26 protein-coding genes and 1 pseudogene are annotated in these 24,576 nt (G+C 67.4%); 18 read left to right on the plus strand and 9 right to left on the minus strand.

Annotated features, from left to right (window positions below):
- The first annotated feature begins 15 nt into the window (after nt 1-15).
- Together ACZ45T_RS12710 and ACZ45T_RS12715 are read left to right on the plus strand one after the other, a co-directional pair.
- On the plus strand, nt 16-648 hold the full coding sequence (locus tag ACZ45T_RS12710) for a hypothetical protein (RefSeq protein ID WP_468440359.1): 633 nt from the start codon (nt 16-18) through the stop codon (nt 646-648).
- Nucleotides 649-865: 217 nt separating this feature from the next.
- Nucleotides 866-2,044: an IS701 family transposase gene (locus ACZ45T_RS12715; RefSeq protein WP_468440361.1), complete on the plus strand. Its 1,179-nt coding sequence runs from the start codon at nt 866-868 to the stop codon at nt 2,042-2,044.
- 617 nt (nt 2,045-2,661) lie between these two features.
- Here ACZ45T_RS12715 and ACZ45T_RS12720 read toward each other — a convergent pair.
- A complete protein-coding gene (locus tag ACZ45T_RS12720; RefSeq protein WP_468440363.1) occupies nt 2,662-4,050 on the minus strand; it encodes a tyrosine-type recombinase/integrase in 1,389 nt (462 codons plus the stop codon).
- Complete coding sequence (locus tag ACZ45T_RS12725) at nt 4,041-4,238, minus strand: helix-turn-helix transcriptional regulator (RefSeq protein ID WP_266674074.1); 198 nt, start codon at nt 4,236-4,238, stop codon at nt 4,041-4,043. Before ACZ45T_RS12725 ends, ACZ45T_RS12720 begins: the two co-directional genes overlap by 10 nt.
- 861 nt (nt 4,239-5,099) lie before the next feature.
- Between ACZ45T_RS12725 and ACZ45T_RS12730 the strand changes: the two genes are divergently transcribed.
- The 5 genes from ACZ45T_RS12730 (at nt 5,100) to ACZ45T_RS12750 (ending at nt 8,232) form a co-directional block, all read left to right on the plus strand.
- Nucleotides 5,100-5,270: a hypothetical protein gene (locus tag ACZ45T_RS12730; protein ID WP_266673701.1), complete on the plus strand. Its 171-nt coding sequence runs from the start codon at nt 5,100-5,102 to the stop codon at nt 5,268-5,270.
- A 160-nt stretch (nt 5,271-5,430) separates the two neighbouring features.
- On the plus strand, nt 5,431-5,577 hold the full coding sequence (locus ACZ45T_RS12735) for a hypothetical protein (protein WP_266673699.1): 147 nt from the start codon (nt 5,431-5,433) through the stop codon (nt 5,575-5,577).
- A gap of 107 nt (nt 5,578-5,684) precedes the next feature.
- Entirely contained in the window at nt 5,685-6,353 is a 669-nt protein-coding gene (locus tag ACZ45T_RS12740; protein WP_468440366.1) for an HAD-IA family hydrolase, read from the plus strand.
- Between the two features lie 95 nt (nt 6,354-6,448).
- A complete protein-coding gene (locus ACZ45T_RS12745) occupies nt 6,449-7,654 on the plus strand; it encodes a helix-turn-helix domain-containing protein (protein ID WP_468440368.1) in 1,206 nt (401 codons plus the stop codon).
- A gap of 188 nt (nt 7,655-7,842) precedes the next feature.
- Nucleotides 7,843-8,232, plus strand: coding sequence for a hypothetical protein (locus tag ACZ45T_RS12750; RefSeq protein ID WP_468440370.1), 390 nt, complete (start codon nt 7,843-7,845; stop codon nt 8,230-8,232).
- Nucleotides 8,233-8,573: 341 nt separating this feature from the next.
- Here the strand turns inward: ACZ45T_RS12750 and ACZ45T_RS12755 are convergent, their stop codons facing one another.
- On the minus strand, nt 8,574-9,062 hold the full coding sequence (locus ACZ45T_RS12755; protein WP_468440372.1) for a TrmO family methyltransferase domain-containing protein: 489 nt from the start codon (nt 9,060-9,062) through the stop codon (nt 8,574-8,576).
- A 72-nt stretch (nt 9,063-9,134) separates the two neighbouring features.
- Nucleotides 9,135-10,517, minus strand: coding sequence for a Tat pathway signal protein (locus ACZ45T_RS12760; RefSeq protein WP_468440374.1), 1,383 nt, complete (start codon nt 10,515-10,517; stop codon nt 9,135-9,137).
- 210 nt (nt 10,518-10,727) lie between these two features.
- Here ACZ45T_RS12760 and ACZ45T_RS12765 point away from each other — a divergent pair, with 210 nt between their 5' ends.
- From ACZ45T_RS12765 to ACZ45T_RS12805, 9 genes and pseudogenes are all read left to right on the plus strand, one after another.
- Nucleotides 10,728-11,297 (plus strand): ATP-binding protein, encoded by a 570-nt coding sequence (locus tag ACZ45T_RS12765; RefSeq protein ID WP_468440376.1) that lies wholly within the window; start codon nt 10,728-10,730, stop codon nt 11,295-11,297.
- Nucleotides 11,294-11,620 (plus strand): annotated as a pseudogene (locus ACZ45T_RS12770) (DUF6415 family natural product biosynthesis protein); the annotation flags it as partial. The gene ACZ45T_RS12765 and the pseudogene ACZ45T_RS12770, both read left to right, overlap by 4 nt.
- A 21-nt stretch (nt 11,621-11,641) precedes the next feature.
- Complete coding sequence (locus ACZ45T_RS12775) at nt 11,642-11,875, plus strand: DUF5999 family protein (protein WP_393783623.1); 234 nt, start codon at nt 11,642-11,644, stop codon at nt 11,873-11,875.
- A 742-nt stretch (nt 11,876-12,617) separates the two neighbouring features.
- A complete protein-coding gene (locus ACZ45T_RS12780) occupies nt 12,618-13,853 on the plus strand; it encodes a histidine kinase (RefSeq protein ID WP_468440378.1) in 1,236 nt (411 codons plus the stop codon).
- Between the two features lie 215 nt (nt 13,854-14,068).
- Entirely contained in the window at nt 14,069-14,596 is a 528-nt protein-coding gene (locus ACZ45T_RS12785) for a recombinase family protein (protein WP_468440380.1), read from the plus strand.
- Nucleotides 14,593-15,039, plus strand: a complete 447-nt coding sequence (locus ACZ45T_RS12790) for a hypothetical protein (protein WP_468440382.1) — start codon at nt 14,593-14,595, stop codon at nt 15,037-15,039. Before ACZ45T_RS12785 ends, ACZ45T_RS12790 begins: the two co-directional genes overlap by 4 nt.
- A gap of 14 nt (nt 15,040-15,053) precedes the next feature.
- Complete coding sequence (locus tag ACZ45T_RS12795; protein WP_468440384.1) at nt 15,054-16,397, plus strand: MFS transporter; 1,344 nt, start codon at nt 15,054-15,056, stop codon at nt 16,395-16,397.
- A 201-nt stretch (nt 16,398-16,598) separates the two neighbouring features.
- Complete coding sequence (locus ACZ45T_RS12800; RefSeq protein ID WP_468440386.1) at nt 16,599-17,801, plus strand: transcriptional regulator; 1,203 nt, start codon at nt 16,599-16,601, stop codon at nt 17,799-17,801.
- 408 nt (nt 17,802-18,209) lie between these two features.
- A complete protein-coding gene (locus tag ACZ45T_RS12805) occupies nt 18,210-19,355 on the plus strand; it encodes an SMI1/KNR4 family protein (protein ID WP_468440388.1) in 1,146 nt (381 codons plus the stop codon).
- Between the two features lie 73 nt (nt 19,356-19,428).
- Here the strand turns inward: ACZ45T_RS12805 and ACZ45T_RS12810 are convergent, their stop codons facing one another.
- The 3 genes from ACZ45T_RS12810 to ACZ45T_RS12820 all read right to left on the minus strand — a co-directional run bounded on the left by ACZ45T_RS12810 (nt 19,429) and on the right by ACZ45T_RS12820 (nt 21,737).
- The gene (locus tag ACZ45T_RS12810) at nt 19,429-20,178 is read right to left on the minus strand and encodes a transposase (RefSeq protein ID WP_468440390.1); all 750 of its coding nucleotides are present in this window, start codon (nt 20,176-20,178) and stop codon (nt 19,429-19,431) included.
- A gap of 309 nt (nt 20,179-20,487) precedes the next feature.
- Nucleotides 20,488-20,883, minus strand: coding sequence for a hypothetical protein (locus tag ACZ45T_RS12815; RefSeq protein ID WP_266673668.1), 396 nt, complete (start codon nt 20,881-20,883; stop codon nt 20,488-20,490).
- Between the two features lie 29 nt (nt 20,884-20,912).
- Nucleotides 20,913-21,737 carry a hypothetical protein gene (locus ACZ45T_RS12820; protein WP_468440392.1) on the minus strand — a complete coding sequence of 275 codons (825 nt, stop codon included), beginning with the start codon at nt 21,735-21,737 and terminating at the stop codon, nt 20,913-20,915.
- A gap of 419 nt (nt 21,738-22,156) precedes the next feature.
- Here ACZ45T_RS12820 and ACZ45T_RS12825 point away from each other — a divergent pair, with 419 nt between their 5' ends.
- Nucleotides 22,157-22,390, plus strand: a complete 234-nt coding sequence (locus ACZ45T_RS12825) for a hypothetical protein (protein WP_468440394.1) — start codon at nt 22,157-22,159, stop codon at nt 22,388-22,390.
- Between the two features lie 208 nt (nt 22,391-22,598).
- The gene (locus ACZ45T_RS12830) at nt 22,599-22,760 is read left to right on the plus strand and encodes a hypothetical protein (RefSeq protein ID WP_266673663.1); all 162 of its coding nucleotides are present in this window, start codon (nt 22,599-22,601) and stop codon (nt 22,758-22,760) included.
- A gap of 68 nt (nt 22,761-22,828) precedes the next feature.
- Here ACZ45T_RS12830 and ACZ45T_RS12835 read toward each other — a convergent pair whose 3' ends face one another.
- A complete protein-coding gene (locus tag ACZ45T_RS12835) occupies nt 22,829-23,254 on the minus strand; it encodes a hypothetical protein (protein ID WP_468440396.1) in 426 nt (141 codons plus the stop codon).
- 123 nt (nt 23,255-23,377) lie between these two features.
- Nucleotides 23,378-24,442: an SAM-dependent methyltransferase gene (locus tag ACZ45T_RS12840; RefSeq protein ID WP_468440398.1), complete on the minus strand. Its 1,065-nt coding sequence runs from the start codon at nt 24,440-24,442 to the stop codon at nt 23,378-23,380.
- Nucleotides 24,443-24,576: the final 134 nt, after the last annotated feature.

A 24,576-nucleotide genomic window follows, 5' to 3' on the forward strand; every position in this document is an offset into this window, starting at 1 on the left:
GAGGAGTCCACGCGCATGGCAACCAAGAGACTCGCCCGAGGGATGGGGTCCTTCTTCAAGGACTGCGAGCACCCCACGTCGAGGTGGGCGAAGTGCCCACACCTCTACAAGGTCCGCTACAGAGGTCCCGGCGGCAATCAGGTCGAGGAGTCGGGGTTCCTGACCTCGGACGCGGCCATCGACCGATTGACCAGTGTCTACAAGGCGAAGAAGGCCGCGCCCCCAAGCCAGGCGAAGACCGAGCGCATCGCGAAGTACGGCCAGATGCGGCTGCGGGAGTACACCGAGGAATGGAAGGCCGGCCAGCGCCACCTAGGGCCGGCGACCGTCATCAGCCTCGACTCCCTCCTCCAGCACCACATCTTCCCCGCCCTCGGGACTCGGAAGATGCTCGCGTTCGACCACAAAGTAGTGGATCACTTCATCCGGACGATGGAGCGCAATGCCGTCGGCCTTGCCACACAGTCCAACGCCTACGACAAGCTGAAGGCGATCCTCCTCGACGCCCACCGCCTGGGCCTCTACGAAGACAACCCCCTCCAAGGCGTCAACCCACCCCAGTACAAGCCACGGGGCGCGCCGACAGCCAAGTGGACACACTGCCCGGCAGGCGGGTCGGCGGAATATAGGCAGCCAATCCCCGGTTAGCGAAACTGGGGATTCGCCACACCATTCGAAGTCCACCGCCAGCCCCCGACCACTGCATTCGAGACACAGCGCCACGATCGAACCGAAATCCTCCCGCCCTGCCTGACATTGGGTCGCCAAATCGAGACAATGCCAGACTTCAGATCGTTGTTGGCGACGCGCCTAGTAGGACTCCGTAGGTCTTCCGGTTCGGGCTGTTCGTGGGCATGTTGGATGTGTGGATGCACGCGAAGTGGACCGTGTACGTGCTGGGTTGGCGTTGTATGTGGCTGATGTGCTTGCCTCTCTGCGGCGCAAGGACCAGCGGGCCAAAGGTGACTGCCAGTCCGCCTGGGATCCGGTGCCGGTGCAGCGTCGGATCTGCGAACGCATGCTGCCGCTCATCGCCCCGACGGCCTGGGTGATCGACGACGTGTCACTGCCCAAGGACGGAAGAATGTCAGTCGGGGTGGCCCCGCAGTACTGCGGGGCCCTGGGCAAACGCGCCAACTGCCAGGTCGCGGTCAGCGTTCACGCCGCGACCGACACTGCCTCCTGCCCGCTGCAGTGGAGGCTGTTCTTGCCTCGGTCATGGGAAACAGACGACGACCGCAGGACGCCTACCCGCATCCCGCCCGAGGTCACGCACCGCGAGAAATGGCGGTTGGCCCTGGACATGCTCGACACGCTGGCCGAGTGGGGCATGAGGCCACCGGCCGTCGTGGACGACGCCGCCTACGGCACCAATGCACACCTGCGGGCCGCCCTCGCCGACCGGGGAATCCACTACGTTTTGGCCGTCCGCGCGGACGTGAGTGCCCACCCGCTCGACGCGGAGCCCGAAGCACCACCCCGCAACGGGCCGGTCGGCTGCTGGCCCCAGCCTCGCTATCGGCACGCCGCACCGTCGGTGGCGACCCTGGCCGTCGGTCCCGAGCCGACGACTTTCACCACTGTCGCTTGGCGGCAGGGCACACGCGGGCGGCTGCAGTCCCACTTCGCCGCCGTGCGCGTCCGCCCCGCCGGCAAGGCCGTCGAGCGTCCGATCAAGGCCGCCGCCTCGTCCGAGCAGGGCTGGCGGGACGGGGTCCTGCCCGACTGCTGGCTGCTGATCGAGTGGCCGGGAAGCGCCGAAGCTCCCACCGACTACTGGCTCTCCAGCCTCCCGGCCGACACCCCGATCGCCGAGCTGGTCCGTTTGGCCAAGGTCCGCTGGCGCATCGAGCACGACTACCGGGAACTCAAGCACGGCCTGGGCCTGGACCACTTCGAGGGACGGTCCTGGCCGGGCTGGCACCACCACGTCACCCTAGTGACCGCCGCCCAGGCCTTCCTCACCGAACAACGGCTGACCCCAAAAGTCCCAGGGCCGGCTTCACTCTCTACCAGACCCTCGACGCTCTCCAAGGCATCCTGAGGTGCTGGACCGGCATCTGCACCACCTGCCACCGCCCTCTCCCCAACAGACCACACACCACCCCAAGGTCAAGACCGACCTAACGGAGTCCTACTAGAAGGTCACCTGCGTCGACGTGGTGTGTCATCGGGAACAAGTCGAGGCATCCGGCGCATGGGGGCTCCGTCGAAGCTGACGCCCAGTGCCACCCAGTGACGCTCGTGGGGTCCAACATGAGGTGACAATGGCGCGCAGTTCCCCCTCCGGCTTCCACTCGAGGCCGCAGCGAAACAGTAGTGGTTGCGCCGCTGGGTGGAGCAAGATCCGGGCCAGTTACGGGCCAGCACCGCACCATCGACGACAGATCCCTCTATTTTGCCTGGTCAGGAGCGGTGTAGCGGGTGTACCACCAGCACTCGAAGAATCTCCTGGTGTCCTACTCACCGAAGAAGCTGGGCTTCTTCTAAGCCCACAAAAGAAGGCGCCTGACCTGGGCTTTTGCCCAGCAGGCGCCTTCTTCGATCCCTAGAGCGCACCGTCCACGGCAGCGCTGGAAATGTACTGCTCCTCCCAGTTCCTCCCACCCGTATCCCACCCCTGACCAGCTGTCCCGGGCCATACACGGGCCAGATTCGGGATCAGTCCGCAGCCTCCGCGCTGCGTCGATTCCACTCCTGCATCGACTCCTCGATGAGGCTGTTGGAATGCTCCTGCAGGCCGTCCAAGAACTTGGCGTAGTACTGGAAAAGCACTTGGATGCTCTGGCCGGCCCGACGGGCGCATTCAGCCGGATCCACGCCGGAGTACAGCCAGAACGAGATGCCAGCATGGCGCAGGTCATAGGGTCTCTTGGCGAGCAACGACGACTGCTCATGGTCTGCCAGGGCCTTCCTACGCGCCCGAGCCCACGTGATTCCGTAGGCCGCTGCCTCGACATAGTTCCCAGCTGCGTTACGAAAGAGGCGGCCGTCTGGCGCCACCCCGAAGCGATCGATGTGTTCACGCAGCGTGCTCACGAACGACGGCGGTATCGGCACAGGTCGTGTGGCCTTGAGAGCTCGCCGCTTCAGTGAGTGCACCTCGTGGACCGACCCGTCATCCGTCCACCCCTTGCCCGCCGCGACGACCCCGCCCGACAGGTTGAGCATGCCCCAACCTGACGTGGGCAGGTGGCATTGGGAGAGCTGAAGGTGGATGACCTCCGCCGGCCGCATCGCCGCGTAGTACATACAACCGAAGAACGCCTCCAGGTGGGGGCCACGTCCTTTCTGCCCACCCACCGCGGACAGGAGCCGAGCCACCTGCGTCGGGTTGGGCACGCAGGCCGGATCGACTTCTTCGCTGACTGCCGGGGGCTTCCACTTGACCCTGGCGAGCGGATTCTCTGTGAAATACCCCTTATCAACGGCGGTTCCGAGGACCTCGCTGAAGGCCGATCGCTTGCGCACGGCAGTCTTCGCCGCGGCGGGCTTGCCGTCGATCTTGCGACTGAGGGCCTCCAACGCCCGTCGCACCGTGTCCGGTTCCAGCAGCTCACCGACAGGGAGGGAATGCCGCTTTATCCAATCCAGGGCATGCTTCCACTCGTCCGGCGGCTCACCTACCCATGCCTTCTTGTTGAACGCCCACGAATACAACGCGCGCCGGAGAACTCTTGGTTCGGGATAGGCGAATCCCGGCCGCACCAATGCGGGCGTGATGGTAGCCAGGGCGTCAGCCAAGGTGCGGCGGGTAGTACCTGGTGTCCGGTCCCAACGCTCATCGATATAGGCATGGGCGATGTCATACCAGGTCGTCCGTTGCCTGATGGCTCGCATCTCAGACGCCGGCAACCCTGTTTGCTCGTCGAACGCCTCGCCATCTCGGGCAGCCGTCATGAGCTTCGCGCGCCGACTCTCAGCCAACCCCTTGGTGATGAAGGACTCCGACCGCTCGCGGCCGTTCACCGTCCATCGCACCTCGAATGGCTTGCGGCGCTTTGGCCGCTCGCGGATGTCCCAGAAGCGGACCTTGTAGCTCATCGCCATTCGGGCGTATCCCTTTCGCACGCCTGCCACCAGGCGTCCAGGTCGGCTCGACGGCAACGCAGTTCACCGTTCGGCAGCTTGATCATTCGAGGAGCCTGGCTACGGGCACGCAGGCGGTAGAACGCGGAGGGACTCATGCGGATCTCAGCGAGCACCTCAGCGAGCTTGAGCGCGGGGGGACGGGCCAAAGTGGGGACTGCTTTCATCTCAGGGGCGTGCGGGTGTGAAATGGCGCCGGACGCTACTGCGTGTCCCAGCCATGGTGGACACTGACGCAATCCGAGCGCCATGCGGATACCGGAAAAAGGGAAGGGGATATCACGGATCGGCTCATCAGTGATTCCTTGTGATGACTGGCGCACCAGAAGGAGGCCCCACGAAGGGACTTCCTGGCTTACGACCTCCGGGCAACGTCTCGATCGTGACTACGGCCCTACAGCCAACACTTCCGTTGCACTTGGCTGCCGAGCCTCCGTCCGCACGGCTCCACCGCCAAGCACAGCCGCTGCGAACAGATCCAATGATCCGGAGAATCCGGGATTTCCGAATTCACGGATCGGGTGATAGCTGCCCTGCGCCGCCGATTGATCCGGATGTCCCCGCCGACTACCCCAGCCCGTGCCCGCCCCGAACTGCAGATCAGGCCCGCGCGCTGCGGTGTCTCTTACCCATCTCCGCCGCGTACGACTTGGTGGACGACCCTCCGCTCCACTCTCCGCAAGCGCACGCAGCCAGGTACCGCGATTGGCCAGCGCACCCTGCAGTCAGCGGGGTACCTCCCCTCGTGTGCTCGTGCGCCGGCGGGCATACCGTTCCGTCCCCGTGCATTCCGATGACCTTGATCTTGTGTCGCACCATGAAGCTCCCATCAAACAGCCGGAAGGCCCGCACCCATCCCAGATGCAGATATCCCCTGACCTGCGGCTTTCCATCAGACCAGTACGTTGACATGGGTTGCCGTGCGATCTCCACTCATAGGACCGGGCTGCCGGTCTGCCACCAGCGAACTCGGCCAGGAGAGTCACCTCCCGATGGCCGATGCTGCCTTCGTGACCCAATCGGTGGCCCTTCGGGACGTGCGCCCGTCAGACTCGCTGTTCCGGACCTCCGAGGCGCTCAGGATGGAGAACAACCTGGACGTCGATCCGGCGGTGCTGCACGTGCCTGAGGGCGCCTCGCATCTATTCGTGTCGTACGACTCGGTGGGCAGTGCGTGGTAGCACCGCCTGGCCAGCCCGGACGGCAGGGTTCTGCTCCAGACCCGGCGCGGCCCCCTGATCCAGGACCGCTTCCCCGACCTGGTCGCGTAGGTCGCAATAGGGGACAAGATCGTGAGACAGAATGCCGTGGCCCCGGAATGAGACACCAGGCTGGAGCAACGTGTGGTGGGACACTGTCGCCGGCTACCTCGTCGGCGCGATATGCGGAGGCGTGCCGCTTGCCGCCGGACGGAACCGCAGCAACCGGGTCGCCTTCGGCGCCTTCACGATCGTCGGGGCGCTCGCTGTATGGCTCACCACCGCCTGACCGGCATCCAGCTTGTCTCACCAACCGAAGCTTTGAGGCTCCCATCTCCCCTCGAAGCCGCTGCGCTGTAGCGTCTGTTTGAGGCCAACACGAAAGGACGGCATCGGATGCCCTTGAGCGCTAGCACCCCGGACGGAGGCGCCCTCCAGTTCCACGGGCTGATTCTGGACTTTGCGGGCGTGCTGACAGCGAACCCGCTTCCTGTCCACCGCGCCTGGTGTGCTTCCGAAGGACTGGATGAGGGAGCCTGGCGGAGCACCTTGAACGACGACCCTGCCGGGCGGCGGCTGTACGCGGCGCTGGAGATCGGGGAAATCGATCAGGTGGCGTGGAACAAGGGAACCGCCGCCCTCCTCGGTCCCCATGTCGACCCGACCAACCTGATGGGCCGAGCCTGGTCCGGGGTGCCCGTCGCCCGCCGAATGGTCGCGCTCGCGCGTGCCGCGCGTGAAGCTGGCTTGAAGTTGGCCCTGTTGTCCAACTCCTTCGGCCTCAATCCCTTCAACCCCTATAGGCACACAGGCATCTGGGATCTCTTCGACGTGCATGTCGTCTCGGAACTCGTCGGCATGGCCAAGCCGGATCCTGCGATCTACGAGCTGACCGTCTCCCAGCTGGGACTCTCCCCTGACGAGTGCGTGTTCGTGGATGATCACGCGGTGAATCTTCCGCCGGCCGCGGACCTGGGGATCACCACCGTGCACGCGCAAGACGAAGAGTCTGCTGTGGCTCGCCTCGAAGTCCTGCTCGGGATCAGCGCGGTGCTCGCAGCCTGACCAATCCGCAACTTCCGACTGATCAGAGACTGGTCGACAACACTGATACCTGAGTACCTTCCGTGGCAGACTCGCTACTCGGAGGTACTTTTGTCATGCAATGGTCGGAGTACACAACCGCCGAACGCCTCAAGTCCCTCCGGGGTGGGATGACGCAGGAGCAGCTGGCCGAGGCCGCGGGCGTCTCGGTCGGCGTGGTGCGCAAGGTTGAGCGCGGTGGCACCGCCTCGCTGCCGTCCCTTCTGTCCATCGCTGATGCGCTCGGAACTGATATCGCTGTCCTGTTCGGTCAGCAGGCTCCGCGGAGGTCGATGGCTCGGGACGAACGAGCGGCGCTCCGGCTCGTCTCGGCCGCGACGCACGATGCCGCGATCGGCCTGCCCACCGACGTGGAGCCAGGCACCGTGGCGGAACTGCGCGAAGCCGTGCAGCGCGCTGACTCCGCTTACTGGGCCGGCCGCTACACGGAGCTCGGCACACTGCTCGGCCAACTACTCCCGGAGGCCAGAGCGCGTTACGACGTCGCCGGGACCGCGGAAAGGGAAGCCGCGGGGGGCCTCCTGGTGGACGTGTTCCAGACCGCCGGGATGGCGGCGAATGTCTGGGGGGCCCGTGATCTCGCATACGCGGCGTTGACCTACGGACGGCAGGTCGCGAGCCAGATCGGGGACGATCTCCGGGACGCCCACCTCGCAGCAACCACTGCTTGGGTCAACCTCCGGGACGGGCGGACGTCGCAGGGCTTCGCTCTCGCCGCGACACAGGCTGACCGCATCGAACCGCGGATGAGTGAGCACGATCCGGACCGGCTCAGTGTCTACGGCCAGTTGGTGACCAACGCTGCCGTCGCCGCGTCCCGCGGGGGCGCGACTAGCGACACGGCGCGCGAGTACCTCTCTCAGGCCCACGCCGTGGCTGCGCGTCTCGGCAACGAGCATGCTCGGGGCCGGCACGCGCAGCCGTACGGCCCGATGTACGCAGCCACCCAGGCTATGAGCATCGCTGTCGCTCTTGGGGACGTCTCGGGTGCCCTCGAATTGATGGACACGACCAAGCTGGATGACCTCCGCGTCCCGCTGGCCACCCGCGCCCGCTACGGGCTCGACGTCGCCCTGGTCCACGTGGAGTGCCGAAACTGGGAGGCTGCGGCTAAGCAGCTTGAAGCCGTATGCCAGATGGCACCGGAGTGGGTGCGTCATCAGATGCTGCCGGGCGTGATCGTCTCCCGGCTGGCGGGCGTCTCCGTGAGCAGACTCCGCAACCTCGCCCACGTGGCCGGCGTTCCCCTCGGGATGCGGTGACCCCCAGCCGCCACGGTCGGTGGCAGTGCCGGTCGGAGGCCGTGGGCGGGGTGCTACGGACCGTGGTAGCTACTGACCCGCCATTCCGGCTCCTGGCACGCAGCATGATAGTGACTCGGTAGACGGATCTCCGAGGGGACCATGGAGCGTGCCTGGTCGGCGTGGCACACGGTCAGCACGCTGGGTGTATGCCGACGAAGCCACGCCCCCACGGCCGGGGACACGTCCCGGTCGCCGTGTACTCCTGCGCCCCCGATCTTGCGGTGCGTACCGAGGCCGAGGGACTCGGGCGGCGGTACGCAACAGCCCGGCACTGGCTGGTCGCCACCGTACGATCCGACGACGACCCGTCCATGCCACTGGACGACCGACTCGGCTGGTCCGCGATCACGCAGGCTCTCGCCTCCGGGGTCGTCCGTGGCGTCGTCGTGGCCGAGGCCAAGCATGTCGCCGACAACAGCCGGGAGTTCCACCGGCTCGGCGTCGCTGTCCGTGAGAAGGGAGCCTTCCTTGCGGAAGCCACGGACGGGCGCCCCCTGCAGACCCGTCTTGGTGAGTCACCGGTGGGCACCGAATGACCGGGCGCCACGCCAAACTCCGCTCGCGTGGGAACAGCGATCACCGTCCGGGACGGAAGATCATCCTCACGTTACGGCGACAGCACCACCAGGCCGGCTGCCGCTCGGTGCCAATCGGCACGGACGTCGACTTTGCGTCCGACGACGGCCAGGGCACGGGATGCTGCTCTCACGAGCCGTCTGACTGCCACGCCGTCGAAGCATTTCGCGGTGCAGTGGGGCGGCTTACTGGCCCGCGCACCGGCTCCCGCTGTGTGCCACGGACGCAACGGTGCGCATCCGGCCTGCGAGGTGAACGCGCTGCCCGGCAGCTGGCCGTCGGACCTGACGGCCTTCAGCTCTTACGGTCGCTCGTCAGCGTTGGACCAGTAGTCCTTGAGCATCTCGCCGGGCCACGGGGGCTGAGTGACCGCGCCCCGGGGGAGGAACTCTCGGAAGACGACTACCAGATCGATGATCGGCGTGCCCGCGTCGGCGTCCAGGTCGATCACGTGCACATCGAGGCCGTCGACCCGCACCACCTTCGGAAAGGACACTCCGAGGCCAGCCGGGCGACGGTGATTGTGATGGGCGAACGTTCCGGTCTCAGGCCACGCCGGGTTGCCGCGGGGGCTCCGGGCGTGAAGCGCGACATCGTCGGGGGACCGCTCGCTGAAGTGCCACACCACCTGGAGGTGACTGAACTCGGCGACTCCCTTCAAGGTCTCTTCGGGGAAGCCCGGGTTGAGGCGGATAATCGACTCAACGCCGCCCTTGAAATCGTCGAGGCGTCCGGTGTGGCCTCCAACGACGTAGCCAATCACGGGTACTTCAATGAGCTCGTCGGACACGAGATTCCCCTGATCCTCTTCTGGGCGGTAGCCGGGCAGTCTGCTCCGGCCGCCATCGCTGTCTTGGCGGCGTCAGCCTACGCCGAGCACCGCGCGCGCCTTGGCGTCGAGATCCGCAGCCGCGCTGCCTCCACGGTTGCGGAACGGAGAGAGAGCGCGGCGCATCTGGACGACGGTCTCCCGAGCCCGGCCCGACTGCACCCCGCTCATGGCGTCGAGTGCCTGGCCCCAGGTTTCGCAGGCGGCCTCGAGCTGTCCCTGCTGGACTTGGACAGCGCCCAGGTAGCCGAGGGTTACGGAGTGGGTCCGCGCGAACTGGGCACGCCGCGTTCGTACGCTGCGCCGGAACTGCTCCTCGGCTCCCTTCAGGTCTCCGAGGTCCCGCAGCGCGGCGGCGGTCTCGTGGGCGATGCTGGCTTCGCCGAAGAACCACACACGGCCCGGTTCATCTCCCTCACCTGCCCGGCCGAGATCGTTCTCGGCCTGGAGGAGAGCACCCAGGGCTTCCTTCCTCCTGTTGTCGGCGGCCAGGGCGCGGGCGTGGACCACTCCGATCAGCGCCTTTTCTCGCCAGCTCGCGTTCGTGTACCGCTTGCCCGCAAGGGAGTCGGTGGACAGGCGCACGGCCTGTCCGGGCTGCTTGAGGTCGACGGCCTGATGGGCCATAGCCCTCAGTACGTGGCCGGCGAGCGGCGCGTCTCGGGCCTCCTCAGCGAGCTGGGTGGCGACGGTGAACCAGCGGAGGGCTACCGGGTGCTCCCCGGCGTCGAACGCGGTCCATCCCGCGAGGTACGCAAGTTCACCGGCGGCCGATGTCATGGCGCGGCGGAGTTCTTCGGAGGGGAACCGGCCTGCGAGGTATTCGGCGACCTCGGTGCGCAGGTAGGCGACGAGTGCCGTGCGGCCCACGCCGCGGCCGCCGCGCTGCTGGTCGCGCCGGGAGAAGAAGACGGTCATCTCCCGGACGCTCTTCACGTCCTGCGCGGTGACGGTGTGCACCGACATGGCTGCGCGGGCGCGGGCGCGCTCGGCGGCCTCCTTCCACCACGACTCGGAGGGGAGGGCCAGGCCCGCGACGGAATACGCCGAGCCAACCACCACTCGTCGACGGTCCATGTCCAAGTCGATGCCCCCGAGGTCCACCAGCGTCGTCAGCGTGTTGGCGCTCCACTCGGGCGGCTGCGGTTCGCCACCCCCGTCGGCGGTGAGCCCGATGTCGGCGAGGGTGACGGTACGGCCAAGACCTCGCGAGAGCGTCGCGGCCAAGATAGCCGGGGCCCGACCGCTCGGGCGCGTGCCGGCGATCCAGCGCGCGATGGACGACTGGTTCGTCGTGTCCAGTTCGTGGGCCCCGTTCTCCGCCGCCATGGCTCGAAATCGGGCCACCAGACGTGCCTGCGGCAGGCCCAGCTCCTGGATCGCGGCTTCCAGCCGCGTGTTGCGCGTGCGCCCCACGGTGCGCCCCTGTCCCCGAAACGATCTTGCATAACGTGCATTGGACCCGCGTGCCGATCGGGATACCAACCCGGCATCGAACGCGGTTCTCTCGTGAAGACGATATTCCTCCAACCTCCTTGGGGAGCAGGGAAATCGTCGACCTCATCCACATGGGCCTGCGTAGCGACGAGACCTGATCGCACGCCGGCAGGCGAGGAGGAACGGCCGATGAACGTGCACCACCTGGCGTGGGGGACGCCCTGCTGCTCGACGGCGCCGCCTGCGCCAGGTGTGCGCGAGGGCGCGGCCCGGATGGCACAGAAAGCGTGCGTGATGACCGAATCTTCATTCGCCGGTCCTGATGGACGAGAGCCGGGCGCGGCATGCTTCGAGGCCTCGTTTTCCGCCGACCGTGCAGCCATCGCGCCCGTGCGGCGGAGGCTACGTGCTCGCCTCCAAGCCTCGGGCCTGGAGGAAATCGCGGACGACGTCGCCCTGGCCTCTCATGAACTCATGGCCAACGCTGTCGTCCATGGCTGCCGCAGCCTGCCGGAGAGCACCGAGCTGACCGTCACCGCGGCATGGACGGGCGACCAGCTCCGTGTGGCCGTGCACGATCCGTCCAATGAGCAGCCACGTGAGCAGCATGAGTCGGGGAGTCGGCAGACCGGCCGCGGTCTGACGCTCGTCCGCGCGCTCGCCGATCGGTGGGGCGTCGAGCCCGATTCCGACGGCCGCGGGAAGTCCGTCTGGATGGAGCTCGACTTGCCCTTCCACTGTGAGGTGCGTGTCGCATGAACTATGGCGATCTGACGCACGCCACAGCGGCCGGCCGTACGGGACGAGTCCTCTTGGCCACCCGGTCGGTAGCCGTCGCCACCCGAGAGACTGTTGCGCTTGTCCTCAACGAGGACTCCGGGGCCGTGGAGAGCGACCAGGACGTACACGACCTGGTGATGCGCCTGCGCGGCCACCTGATGCAGCTCGGGTCGGTGACCGACACCCCCACCGCTCGCACCCCTCTGTCCGCGGCGATCGAAGAGGCCCAACAGCTGGCCCGCGTCGAGACGCCAGCAGGCTTCATGAAGTCACGCGTCCATCTGCGCAGCTTCGCGCTGAAGGTGGAATCAGTCCTGCTTGAGATGGGCAGGAGCGGGCTGGCCTGTATGCACCGACGGGAGTGCCCACCCGCTGAAGCGGCGGACCGAGCAGCGGCACAGGTCCTCGTCCACTTTCCCGATATCGGCTGCAGCCTCCTGTGCAATGGCGTCCTCTCCTTCGAGGACACCGGTGTTCTGGCACCGGACGGAGGCGTCTACCCGCCCCAACGGCCTTCCCCTTCTGCGGTAGGCAAGTCGGCGGAGGTCACCGCGTGATCTCGATTTCCAGCTCCGTGGTGACGTCAGCTCATGGTGTCCGCCGGCTTCCATCAGGGGAAGGTGCTGGCTTCGAGCCCCTGGCTGCCCGACCTGGCGACGCGGCACTCCCGCACGATGCGGTCGCCGTCGAGAGTGCGGTGCGCGGATGACACCCCATCTGTCTCCGGGAGCCCGCTGGCTAGCGCTGCAAGCCGGGTTCCCTCGGCCCACCCGGACCCACAATCCGTGGTCGCGGAGCCCCCTTGGGGCCATCCCAATCGGAGTCGATTTCGATGTCGTCCGCGTCCCCGAGACGGCGGCGGCCAGGGCCGTCGAACGCCTCACGGACCAAGATCAACTGGCGGGACCCGTCCTGAACGCGGGCCACTTCCGAGCCTTCCTGGTGCATCCGCTCCTCCACGATGGCCGTGACGTGCCAGGCGGTGTCCTCCTTACCGGGGCCCAGGGGGAGCAGCTGCGCTGCCCGATGCCTGGGCACGCGGCGAGACTCCCTCGGTTCTGGTCGGTGCCTCCCGACGGGTCCGGGAATCTGCTCGACCCGCGCCTGTTGGCCGATGCCCTGCGCGCAACGTGGATCCCGCTACCGGGGCCGATCGCTCCTGGTCAGGGACACGCCCAGGATGACGGCGTCACGGATCCGGTAGGAGCCGTCTCGTGATCACAGGCGGCCCCAGCCTGTCGCCGGGGCTCGATCCGACCTCGTCTTTCGTATTCACTCCCTCGTCCGTGAGGAACTGACATGGCGGTCCTGAACGACGTGGTGCTGGCCGTGGCACCGACCGGTCTGGCTGCCGCCTCCGCAGGCACCTGGTACTTCCGGCGGGCCGCCATACGGGCCAACAAGGCGCTGCAGGAGAGCCGGGAGCACAGCGCAGCCCTCGGCCAAGAGATCAAGGTCCGCGATCAGGAAGCCATGCACTTGGCGGCCGTTCGCCTGCCCGCCCTCATGGCGATCCCCGGCTCAGGAGACCTGACGCATGCCGGACATCTGCTTGAGCCGCAGCTGGCCTCCACTCCGTTCGGCAGGGCCGTACAAGCGGCATTGCGCCAGACCTCCGACTTCGTGCGCGATGTCGAGACCCGGACCGAGGAGTCGGCCCACGCACAAGTCCGGGCCCTCTTGAGGCCGCTGCTGGCCCTGACGGCTCGACAGCAGAGCGCGATGTTCCGACTGTTGGCGAAGGTCGCGGACGAGGAGGTTCTCGCTCACGCCTTCGCCGTCGACCACGGGGCAACCCTGCTGGCCCAGCGGCTGCATCTCATCGGCGTCCTGATGGGCGAGGAGGTGAACAGCCCGCGCCCGGACCTCCCCCTGATGGAGGTGCTGGGCGGTGCGAAGTCTCGCGTCCAGGACTACCAACGGGTGGAGGTCACCAACCGGCGAGACGAATTCGTCCGGGGGCGGGTGGCCGAGCCGATCGCCATCGCCCTGGCCGAGCTCGTCGAGAACGGCTGTCGGCACTCGAGTCCCGGCAGCCCCGTCTCGGTGTGGCTCATGGAAGCGCCGGGGGCCCTCAACATCATCGTCGACAGTGTCGGTCCCATGCTGATCCCGGAGGGTTACGAGCGGGCGGCCGCGGTGCTGCCTGGGCACCACCGGCTGCCCCTTGCCGCGCTGGGCACACAGTTCGGGTTCATCGCGGTTGGCGCCCTCGCCCGGCGACACGGATTCCAGGTGTGGCTGGACCCGCATCACCGCGGCGGAGTCCGCGCCGTCCTGCATCTCCCCGGACGACTCCTTGTCCAGCCGACCGCCTCCGACGAGCCGCAGCACCACGGTCCGGCGGTGGACGAGACGGGAGCCAAAACGGCCCGAGCCGGCGCAGGGCAACGGATGGCCGCATTCAGCCACGCCGTCCGCTCCGCCAGCCACGGCCACCTCCCGAGCCCCGCAGCCGTACGAGGCACTGACCGGGCTGGTCACGATCTCGACGGTGGACATCTCCCGGAGCACGACGGCAGGGGCCAGCGGTGAGCGGGGCACACGTGAGGGAGCCATACCGGATGCCGGCACGGCCCGCGGGGGCCAAGCGGCAGGTCACTACGTCCGGCTGTGCGACAGGAACGGCCACCCGCCCCACACAGCAGCTGCACCCCGCCGGAACGACTGACGGTGAGGCTCACCTCCGGGTCCGACGGGTCGAGGAGCTACTCCAACAGCTGCGACTGGTGCTGCACTTCCTCGAAGCGGTGCCGCTCCCACATGAACTCGGGCAGACGGTCGCCGAGGCGCGGGTGTGGCTGGAGGAGATCACCCCGGCTAACCCCTCCCGCCCGGCGCCCGCCTTCGTTCGAGCGCTGGAGCACACCGTGCGGATCACGCAGGATCTCCTGGCCCGGCACACCGTGGCGGCCACATATCTCCACCTGGAAACGGAACAGTCGCCTTGGGGCGAGCACGAGCGGCTGGAGGTTGCGAGCGCTCGACACTGTCGGCACGTCGCCGTCCGTCGCCATGACGTGGCCACGCGTGGATGGCCTCTCGACCAGCGGCCCGTCTTCGCGCAACTCCGCGACGACATCGAAGAAGGGCGAGTGCAGCTGCTCGTCGTCCGCTCCACCGCCGACCTCTTGCCCTCCGCCACCGGGCTGGAGGACCAGAAGCAATCGGTCGAAACGATCACGGCGTGGCTGTACCGGCACCGGGCCCGGCTGCTGTGCGCCGACCAGGTCACGCTGCCGTCGCACTTCGCATCCACCCTGGAGAGTCCTCGATGAATGCCCACGGCGACCAACTCGCCCATGGCGGGACCGCCCTGCTGGCGGACACCCTGACGCTGGCCGGGCCAGGGCCGGTGCTCCTGGACGGCTTCGACATCGTGCTCGTCCCCGAGAACCACGCTCGCGAGGCCGTCGCCCGTCTGGACGCGCTGGCTGGCCTGTACCCAGTTGGCGCGGTCTTCACCTTCGGCGACGCCTGGGGGTTCCTCCTGCCGGAGGAGTCCGGCGATCCCGCCTGGCCCCCGCTTGCGCGGTACATCGGCGCCGGCGCAACGCTCACGTTGCCGCCCGCACCCCGACCCGATGCCGCCCCGGGCTGGATCCGCTGGAGGCAAGACCGGATCTACACCGCGCCCCTCCTCCTTCACGCCGTCCTCGCGAAGCGGCACCGCCCGGACGGACCGACCCGACCGCCGACTCGTGCCCGGGTCCAGGCGTGAGCGGAGGAATCGGCATGCCACCTCTTCCCCGCCCCGACGGTCGGCACTCGGTCACGGACCCGCCCGCCAAGAACACGAGCCCCGAAGAGCCGGTCACACGCCCATCGCTGCGCGGGGACCGGACTTTCGCCACGTACCTGACGGGCGAAGCCGCGAGCCTGATCGGAACCTCCGTGCACGCCGTGGCCCTGCCGGTACTCGCGGTCCTCCATCTTCACGCCACCCCGACCCAGGTCGCACACCTCTACCTGCTGAGCCAGGCCCCGAATCTGCTGATGACGCTGCCCGCCGGGGCGCTCGCCGACAGGTATCCGACAAAGCCAGTTCTTATCGCCACCGACCTCGCGGCGGCTGGCCTGGTCTCGGCGGTCCCCACCGCAGCGGCCGCCGGGACGCTGTCCATGCCGGTTCTGTACGCCGTCGCGGTGCTGCTTGGGACCGTCACCGTGCTCCACCAGGCCGCGGCCAGCGTGATCCTCCCGCAGCTCGTCGCCCCGGCCCTGCTGCACCAGGCAACCTCACGTCAGGAAGCGGCACACGGCGCAGCATCAACCACCGGGACGTATGTGGGTACCGCCGTCCTCGCCACCGCCGGGGCCGCCCGGGCGGTCGCCCTGGACAGCGTCTCCTATCTCGTCTCGGCATGGTGCAACAGCCGAATCCCCACCCACTCCGCCCCACCCGTGCGCGAGCGGCGGACCAAGCTCACCACCGAGATGTGGGAAGGGGTGCGCTACGTCGCGCGCGATCCGGTGTTGCGGCCTTTGGCACTGTGCCTTGGCGGGACCGGCGTCGGCGCGGGCGTGATCTCGACATTCTCGGCCTGGTACCTGCTGACCGTGGTCAAGGTGAGTCCCACTGGCCTCGGCGTGATCATGGGCATATCCGGTGCCGGATACCTCGCCGGCGCCCTCGCATCTCCCCGCCTCGCCAGCAGGCTTGGGCCTGGGCCGGCCCTGATCACCAGCATCGCGGTCTACCCGGTCATGGGAGTACCGCTGCTGATGGCGGGCCCGGGCCCTCTGTGGCTGGTCGTCCTGGCCGCGGCCGGGGCGCTCCAGCTCGCGGCAGCCGCCTGCGCGACCGCCAACGTGCGGGCCGTACGCGAGCAGATCTGCCCGCCGCCCCTCCAGCCCGCACTCAGCAGACCGCGACCTGGCTCGTCGCCGGCAGCCGGCCCCTCGCCGCCCTCGCCGCAGGCGCACTCGCTTCCGTGGCCGAGGTGTGGGCGACCTTGCTCACCGGCACCGTCATCCTCTCGGTCACCGCCCTGGCCCTGTGGGCCTCCCCTGTCCGCCACCTCTCGGACCCACCGTTCTCAGCGGGGACCTGGGATGACGCCTGACCCGTCGCCGTGACCTTGAGCGCTCAGCCGCGCGACGCCGATCTGCGGCGTCCGGAAGGCAATGACCTGTTCGGACTCGACTTGTGAGGTAGCCATGGCGCGGTCCGGTGCGGCGAAGGCCAGCGGTCGCAACGAGGCGATACACAAGCACCTGGTCCAGCTGAACTGGTCGGTGAGAGGCTTTGCTCGTCGGGTGTTCGCGCACTGTCAGGCCATGAACCTGCCGCACACGGTCGCACCGAGCACCGTGGCGCGATGGTGTTCGGGCGACACCACACCGAGCCCGGCCCTCGCGGCCGCCGCCTGCCACGTGCTGTCGTCCGCGCTGAACAAGCAGGTCACTCCGCAGAGCCTGGGGTGGCCGGCGGACACCACGGACATCGCGACCGAGTCCTTGCAGTACGCGGACCTCTCGCACACGACCCGTACGCTGGCGAGGTTGTGGGAGATCGACGCTCTGCGTGACCCGACCCTGATCAAGACCTTGTTCTTCCCGGGGGTGTTCGGACTCGCTTCCCGGGAAGCCCTCGTCATGCCGCCCGACCCGGAGATCGCTGGACGCGGCACCTACAAGGTGACGGCCGCGGACATCATGCTCCTCGAAGACCAGACCAGGCTCTACGGCGCTCTCGATGGGCAGCACGGTGGGGGCAAGTTCCGCGCGGTCTTCGCCGCCTTCTTGGCCATGCATACCGTGCCGCTGCTCAACGGGTACTTCTCGGCGAAGGCGGGGAAGCGGCTCTACGGCAGCGTGGCGGATGCGGTTCTGGCCATGGCCAGCATGGCGTACGACGATCAATTACCCGGCTTCGCACAGCGCTACGACCTGCAGGCGATGCGCCTGGCTCAGGCGATCGGTGACCGCGCCCGCATCGCGCGAGTACATATCCACCAGACCAGGCTGGCTGCGGCTCAGGGCGACCGCCGGGAAGTCCTCACGCACGCCCGCAGTGCCGTCCTCGCCGGCGAGGGGGCACCGCCGCTGGTGCGGGCCTACTCCGCCATCACCGAGGCGAGAGCGTGGGCCTTCAACAAGAATCCGGAGCAGACGATCGCCGCGGTCGTGCGCGCCAGGGACGGCTTCGACCGGGCCAGGGCATCCTCGGCGGTGGAGTGGCTGTCGTGGTTCGACCGGTTCGAGCTGGAGGCGCAGGCAGCGTGGGCGCTCGCCGGTGCAGGTCTGGTCGACGCGGGCCTGCTGGCGTTGAAGGAGGCTGAGGGCATGCCGTGCGAGCGTGTGCGTGACCGGGTGGAGCTGCTGATCACGGGGGCGGAGCTGGCCCGGCTGGGTGGGGACTTCGCCGTGTACGAGCAGAAGGCGAAGCGGGCCGAGGAGGCTGCGCGGATGCTGGTCAGCCGGCGGCTGGCCGCGCGGATCACGCGGCTCACTGCCGGCCAGCCCCTCGACGACTTCTAGACACACCGCCGGCGCCCGCCATCAGCCCCGGGAGGGGCAGCGGCGGGCGCGGGAATCTGGGAAGCGCTGGCGTGGGACATCCGGGCTGCCCCCGGTAATTACAAATCCGTCAGCAAAAGGAGGCTGCCCTATGAGGTGGCGTCTGTCCGACATCAAAGTCGAAGTCCAGCAGCATGCAGCAACGGCCGAGCCGCCCCCTTCAGTGAGCTTCTTCGAGTTGGCCACCGATCGGGTGATTGCGACTGAGCGCTTCAGTGTCGAGTGGGCGGCTGCAGCATCCGGTGTCAGCAGTTTGGTGAGCCGGGACAAGGGGCCGCTCGAAGCTTGCCGGCCTGAACGCCAACCCGGCGGCAAGGCCGGTGAGCGACGATCAAGCTGTTGTCAGCCGCTGGTTCTAAGGTCGGCCCTATGACATCAGACCTGGTCCAGGACTCATGGACTCGCATCGACGCGTGGCTGCGCGAGCACGCGCCCCGCACGTTTGCCACGCTTCGGCCGCCTGCAGACGGCGAGGAGATCGCAGCAGCGCAACAGGAACTGGGGGTCACCTTTCCTCCGGACCTGGTCGCTTCACTCCTCCGGCACAACGGGGCGCTGGAGGGACCTGAGGCTTTCCGCTTCAGCACGGGCGACCGGCTGCTCGGAGTGAGCGGAATCCTCGGGGACACCGGGTTCATGCGCGGCATCGACCAGGGCCTCGACGGGGAGACCGAGGGCTACTGGCTTCACGATTACGTGAAGTTCGGTTCTTACGACGTGACGTCGGACGGTCTTCTGATGGATTGCCGTACCGGGCGGGACTCCTTCGGTGTGATCGGACGGTTCTTCGACGAGACCGGCACCAGTTTCGGGCAGGCCGACTCGCTGGGTGAGTATCTGGCCGAACTGGCCGGCACGCTTGAGCGCGGCCAGGACGCCGGTGTCGTCACCTTCAACGGCCGGCTGTTCTGGGAGGCGCGTCCGCCTGCCAGGCCGCAGTACAGTGCCGACGAGCCCCTTCCCGCACCGGATGAGCAGCTGCCAGAGCTGGACCTGTCCTACAGTCCCACCGACCTCCTCCACGTGAGCCACCTGGACGGGCATGAGGAACTCGGTGCGCTGATCGCAGTCCTGCCGTATGAGCAGGTGGTCGACGCCGCGCGGAAGCAGCTGCGCAGACTGGCGGTCGAAACGGGTCTGAACAACTACCCGGAGGTCAAGACAGCCCTGGACGCGTGGGAGTGCGGTGTGGCCCTGCCGCAGCCTGACCAGACCGGCCCGCTCGCCTTGCGACTCCGCGCGGTGCTCGCACAGGCCGACACCGGCCGAGACCACACGCGCAGGTGGGCCGCGGAGAAGATAGCCCTCGGGATCTGGGGGTCCCCGTACAGGTCCGTGTGCGAGAGCGCGGAGACCCGGAGTCACTTCACTCTCGACTGGCGTGCGGATCTGCATGCGGACCTGGGCAATCAGCCCCTGCCACCGATACCTGACGACCGATTCTGGGGGGCGCTGCGCAACCCCGCCATCGACTCCAGTTGGTACGCGGCCCAGTACAGCCAAGATCAGGACTGACCCCAGGGGTTTCGGTTCCGCGTGAGCGCTTCATGTGGCGGTCATCGCCAGACGAAGCGCTCACTAAGGATCTTCAGCGCTGCCGCTCCAACGTGAGGATGGCCTTGACGATTGACGTCATGCGGTTGAGGCTGCACAGGGACCTGCGGAAGATCCGCCAGGACTTCAGGATCGCGACACCGCGTTCAACGGGCGCTCGTGCTGCGGCCAGCGCCCGGTTGAGGGTCTTTTCAGTGGGAGTGAGGTCCTGGAGTGGCTTGCGTTTGATGCCGGTCGCCAGCCACGGCCCGCCACCTTGGTAGGCGAGATCGGCCAGAATGGGAACGCCCTGGCGCTCGCAGATCCGGATGATCCGGTGAGTGCGGGCGGCGGTCAGGTCGTGGGTGCGGCCCGGCAGGGCGGGCAAGAGCCACAGCAGCCGGCCGCAGGGGTCGGTGACGACCTGCACGTTCACGCCGTGGCGCCGGTGTTTGTGGGAGTAGTCGGCCCGGCCGTCGCCGACCCGGTCGCACTCGGCGAGGGTTCCGTCGAGCAGGACGAAGTCGGGATCATGCTCGCGCAGCGTCTTGAGCAGACCCGGCGCACGCGCGGCGAGCAGGTCGACGACCGCGCTGATGTAGGCATGGGCGGTGGACTCGCTGATCCCGAACCCGGCTGCGATCCTCGCCAAAGTGGTGTGCTCTCGCAGGTACACCAGTGCCACCATCGCCCGCTGGGACGGACGGAGCTTGCAGCGCCGGTCGCCCTCACGAGTGACAACCAGCATGGCGACCCACTCCACGAGCGCATGCGGCAGGTCAAGTGCGGCAGGATGGATGACCAACGAGGCCCCCCGAGCAACGTGATTGAGACGTCAGACATCTCGATCAACAGCTCGAGGGCCTCGTTCGTTGCGCTTCACGACCATCACCCGATCGGTGGCCAACTCGAAGAAGCTCAGTGTGTGAAGAGGGCGGCTCAGGATTTTTCTGGGATTTACTGCTTCAGGCTGACCTCGCCACCCGCCTCTTCCAGCTTCTCGGCGACGGCGGGGAGGTCGGCGGGATGTGGGAGGCCGTCGCCGACTTCCCGAGCGCCACGCGATCTGACAGAGCCCGTGTCTGCGTGACGGCCGGTCTCGCCATGCTGATGATCAGCACGTGTCGCGTGCAGCGCCCTCCTCGTTCACCGAGTCCGACACCCAAGAGGGAGGGCTGCTCACGGTGTCACCGAGATACCGAGCGACATCAAATTCGTGCGCCTCCAGACGCCGCCTCGCCGTATCGCGTTCAGCGTCAGTGAACAGTCCCTCGTACCAAGGCAGAAGAACAAACGCCTCAACACTGACATCCAGCCGACGGGCATTCCAGAGAGTCGTGAACCCGTCCGAGGCGTCCCGCCCTCGCAGTAGCTGCTTGGCCGTCGCGACGCCTCCAATCTCCCCCAGCATTTGCGTAAAACGCACCGGGTTGTAGCCGATTTCTCGTTTGAGGCGCTGAGCGCCGGCCACCATGTCCGAATGGAACTGGCGCTCCGCTGCTGTGGGCATCCTTCCCCTCCGCTTATTTTGACGGCTGATCAACCAGATTCGCGAAGGCGCCTCAGGAACCGCTTCAGCGACGCCATCAGCTCCTCCGGGTTGTCCACAGCCTCAACCGTAATGCGATCCACGAAGGCGAACCCCGCGTCCCTGAACAGGTGGTCTCGGGATGTGTCCACGGCCCGGCGCACTCGGTGGTGCGGGCCGTCAATCTCCAACACGCCAGCGCGGCCCTTGTAGGCAACGACGACGTCGGGCTCGCACGTTCGACCGGGGACCCTTCCGAAGGGGAGAGGAAAGATCGAGATGGTCTCCTCGGGAGGCAGCTCCTTCTCCTGCAAGTGCTTCAAGGCCCGGTATACCCGCATCTCCCCGGCGTTCGTGAAGGCCAGGCGGTCCTCAAGGAACTTGGGCTTCTCCGGCATGGCCCGCCGAGCCTGGTTCGTCGGCCGGTTGCCGTCCAGCTGCTCCCGCCAGTCGGGCCCGACGCTCGGCATCGTCTCGCGAAACCCGATCCAGTCGATGCCATAGGCCAGCCGGCGGGACACCCGTTCAAAGATCTCTCGGAGATCATCCTGAGCGCTCTCGGACAAGCCCGCGAAATCCGCAGGGTCGAAGTCCAACCAGAGGTCCATGGTCTGGTCCTGTGGGTCATATTCGATCTCTGCTGCGCGGACCTGCCGGAGCTGCTGCACCAGCTGGAGGTGTCCGCGCTGGAAGAGCAGGGCGGCCATGTGCCCAAGGAGCGAGTCGGCCTTCGCCCGCCGCTTGTCTTCCTCCGGTGCCCGATCGTCGTTGATGATCTCGTCGTAGGTCCGTCCGGCCGATGTGTTCGCCCCGGACCTGCTTGGCCGCTCCGACACTGTCCCTCCCCGCGCTCGCCTTGGTGCGCAACATACCCGCCACCACTGACAATTCGGGCCGATCATGGAGATCCCACCTGCACCGGAGGGGGTATCTTCTCCCGCCACGGTCACGCCTTCACGGGAAGGATCTTCGCCATGGCCAAGGACTTCTCCGTGCGGGCCAGCCGCAAGCAACTGACCAGATCCGGACAGTCTCGGCCCCCACGACCTAGAGATATTTAGAGATATTTCGATCCTGCTCGATCTTGCGTTGCCTTGCGGAACCTTGCCTCACCTTTCACCTGCAACAACGCGTCTATGGCGGACTTCAGCACACACCTCTCGCCTGCCTCGCCGCACGGTCCTACGCTCCCAACACACCCCGGCTCTCGGGGCTGTGGTCACGTCACCGCACCCTCTACGAAGGGAAGCTCGTCATGCCCGCATGGCCTCGAATCAACTGTTCCGTCTGCCGACGGTCCGTCGCGGTGAACCCGGACACCCGCCGGGTCGTCGACCACAAGCATCCTCGCCCGCGCCACCGCGAGCTTGACCTGATCCTGTGCCACGGCTCCGAGCGCCAGGTGGAGCTCGGCGGGGTTCTGTTCCTGCCCTGCGAGGAGGAGGTCAGGGCGGGCAAGCCTCAAGGCGAGACGCCCCGTCTCTTCTGACGGCAGGAGGAACGAACCGCAAGAGTTCCCCAGCGTCGGGTCAAGTCCCGTTTATGATTGTGGAGAACGCGCACCGTGGGTCGTGCCCGAGCCCTAGCGTTGCTACGTGGATCAGGTTCTCTGAAGCCAGCACATCCCAGCACTACGAAGCCGATTCGGCAGGCGAGACGTAGGCGGCGGGACACTTCCATCTCCTGTGGAGTTGTCCATGCCCATGTGGCTGCTTGCTGTTGTCGTCCTCGTTCCCCTCACTCTCATTGCCCTCTGCGTCTTCGTCGCGGTGCTGCACCCGGACACGAAGCGGGCAGGACGGGCCGTTGAAGTGCTGCGCGAGCTGCTGCGCTTTCTCAAGCCCTTCTCTCGCCTCTGAGCGACCTCACCCCCACCGGCCCACTCGCGCGAAGCTCGTGACGTTCGCGAGCGGGCCGGAACAGGCGGTCAGGCTGCCAGGCTGCCAGGCCAGGGGCGTGCTGGGTGAAGTGGTTGGAGGCGGACATCTCGGTGGGCCGCCTCGCGGGCGCGCTTGAGGGCGGTGCTCGTGGTGGACGCACCGACGCCGGTCTCACGACACAGCGCGGCCGTCTCGCCTGCGTCCTGGCGGGCAATGAAGGCGGCCAGCTGCTCGGCGTTGAACTCGGGCGGGCGACCGCCCTTCTTGCGGGAGGGCGCGGCTGGCACCGGCTCCGCGATTTCGGCGGGGGCCTCGGGCACGTCGGACTCACCGCGCGCGGTCAGCTCGCCGCGGATGCAGGTCGCGCACAAGTTGATGTTGGCGTGGCGGACGGAGACGCCGCAGCGGCAGGGTGCCGGAATCATTTTGCCGGTAACGGCCTCGGTCAGGAGATCGGTGGCGATCACCTGCACGCGGGCGTCGTGTTCCCTCTCACGCTTGGCGACGGCCTGGTCAGCGGCACGGGCCTTGGCACCCTGCTCAGAGTCACGGCCACGGCTGCGCCGGCCGTGGCCGACTTCCGTGCGAGGGGTGGGTCAGGCTGCCGGGAACAGGAACCTGTACGCCGGCTGCGCCCTGAAGGGACCCCCGCGGTGGGGAGACTCCAGGGATCCCTGGTGCGCGTGCCCGCCTGCCGTGCGCAGCGTGGCGGACAGCTGGTAGTCCGGGTGGACGCCGTCTGCACTAAGCGTCGATCCGAACGTCAGGTCCAGGGTGTCGCCGGGTTCGACCGGCACGGGGGCCTCGAACAGCGGGAAGTAGATCGAGGCCCAGTTGGTCTTCATCCGCAGTGCGTCGAGCGGGTCTTCATCGGGCAGGCACCAGAGTTGGAGCCAGGTAAGTACGCCGTCGATCCGGCCCGGGCGCTGGACGGTCAGCCGTGTGGTCGTCTCCTGCGCGGTGTGGAGCGTGCCGTTGAAGTCGAGAGATTCGATCACGGCGCTGTCGGAGACCAGTGCGGCTGGTGACGCGTTCTCGATCCGGAGGCGCACATCGAACGGTGCCGTGTTCCAGCTAAAGATGCTCTGGAGGTATGGGATGGATTCGGCTGCGAATGCCACGTGCTGCTCGCCGAGAATGTCGGCGAGACATCCGGCGGCGGCCTGCGTGACGGCTCGGTGCGGCACGACCACGCCGTCGGGGGCCAGGTGCCGGCGCTTGGCATCGGTGAGAACGGCGGCGGCGCCCTCGGCGCTCGCGAGGGAGCCGATGATCTCCGCCACGCACACGTCGGCTTTGGGCGCGAACTCCAGGCTGGCCGATTCGCCGAGCAGCAGTGTGACCCGGTCCTGCACGTCGTAGGAAGGGAGGTTCACTGCCGCTTGGCGGAAGGCATCGTCGATTACCTCGATTGCGGTGACCTGCCGGGCTCCGGCCTGAACGCTTTCGCGGGCCCAGAGGAGGTCCTGCCCGGTCCCGATGTCCACGACGTGCTTGCCGGGCGCGAGCTGCCCAAGCGCGGAGCGGAACCTCTTGTTGCGTTCCTCGTCGGTCGTCATGGTGGCGTAGAGGTGCGGGTCGTAGATGGGGTACTCGCCGAGGCTGGGCCACAGGGACGGTTTGTCTGGCCGTTCCGGCTCCGACCACACCAAGACGTGCATGCTTTCCCCGTCAACTTCGATTTCGCGTACTTCCCTCATTCTTCTTCCCTTTCGATGAGGTCTGCTGCAGTTCCCGTGGATTCCCGGCCAGCGCGAATGAGTGGGTCCGGAGCCGTCACGACGCGAGGGCGATC

This window comes from Streptomyces sp. NPDC030995 (assembly GCF_055571215.1).

What these genes read in the sequence shown, in the direction of transcription:
- ACZ45T_RS12765 (WP_468440376.1), top strand. Translation starts at nt 10,728, where the DNA reads ATGAACGTGCACCACCTGGCGTGGGGGACGCCCTGCTGCTCGACGGCG.
- ACZ45T_RS12790 (WP_468440382.1), top strand. Translation starts at nt 14,593, where the DNA reads ATGAATGCCCACGGCGACCAACTCGCCCATGGCGGGACCGCCCTGCTG.
- ACZ45T_RS12745 (WP_468440368.1), top strand. Translation starts at nt 6,449, where the DNA reads ATGCAATGGTCGGAGTACACAACCGCCGAACGCCTCAAGTCCCTCCGG.
- ACZ45T_RS12825 (WP_468440394.1), top strand. Translation starts at nt 22,157, where the DNA reads ATGCCCGCATGGCCTCGAATCAACTGTTCCGTCTGCCGACGGTCCGTC.
- ACZ45T_RS12830 (WP_266673663.1), top strand. Translation starts at nt 22,599, where the DNA reads ATGCCCATGTGGCTGCTTGCTGTTGTCGTCCTCGTTCCCCTCACTCTC.
- ACZ45T_RS12800 (WP_468440386.1), top strand. Translation starts at nt 16,599, where the DNA reads ATGAACCTGCCGCACACGGTCGCACCGAGCACCGTGGCGCGATGGTGT.
- ACZ45T_RS12840 (WP_468440398.1), bottom strand. Translation starts at nt 24,442, where the DNA reads ATGCACGTCTTGGTGTGGTCGGAGCCGGAACGGCCAGACAAACCGTCC.
- ACZ45T_RS12720 (WP_468440363.1), bottom strand. Translation starts at nt 4,050, where the DNA reads ATGGCGATGAGCTACAAGGTCCGCTTCTGGGACATCCGCGAGCGGCCA.
- ACZ45T_RS12780 (WP_468440378.1), top strand. Translation starts at nt 12,618, where the DNA reads ATGGCGGTCCTGAACGACGTGGTGCTGGCCGTGGCACCGACCGGTCTG.
- ACZ45T_RS12750 (WP_468440370.1), top strand. Translation starts at nt 7,843, where the DNA reads ATGCCGACGAAGCCACGCCCCCACGGCCGGGGACACGTCCCGGTCGCC.
- ACZ45T_RS12795 (WP_468440384.1), top strand. Translation starts at nt 15,054, where the DNA reads ATGCCACCTCTTCCCCGCCCCGACGGTCGGCACTCGGTCACGGACCCG.
- ACZ45T_RS12815 (WP_266673668.1), bottom strand. Translation starts at nt 20,883, where the DNA reads ATGCCCACAGCAGCGGAGCGCCAGTTCCATTCGGACATGGTGGCCGGC.
- ACZ45T_RS12710 (WP_468440359.1), top strand. Translation starts at nt 16, where the DNA reads ATGGCAACCAAGAGACTCGCCCGAGGGATGGGGTCCTTCTTCAAGGAC.
- ACZ45T_RS12775 (WP_393783623.1), top strand. Translation starts at nt 11,642, where the DNA reads ATGGGCAGGAGCGGGCTGGCCTGTATGCACCGACGGGAGTGCCCACCC.
- ACZ45T_RS12740 (WP_468440366.1), top strand. Translation starts at nt 5,685, where the DNA reads ATGCCCTTGAGCGCTAGCACCCCGGACGGAGGCGCCCTCCAGTTCCAC.
- ACZ45T_RS12805 (WP_468440388.1), top strand. Translation starts at nt 18,210, where the DNA reads ATGACATCAGACCTGGTCCAGGACTCATGGACTCGCATCGACGCGTGG.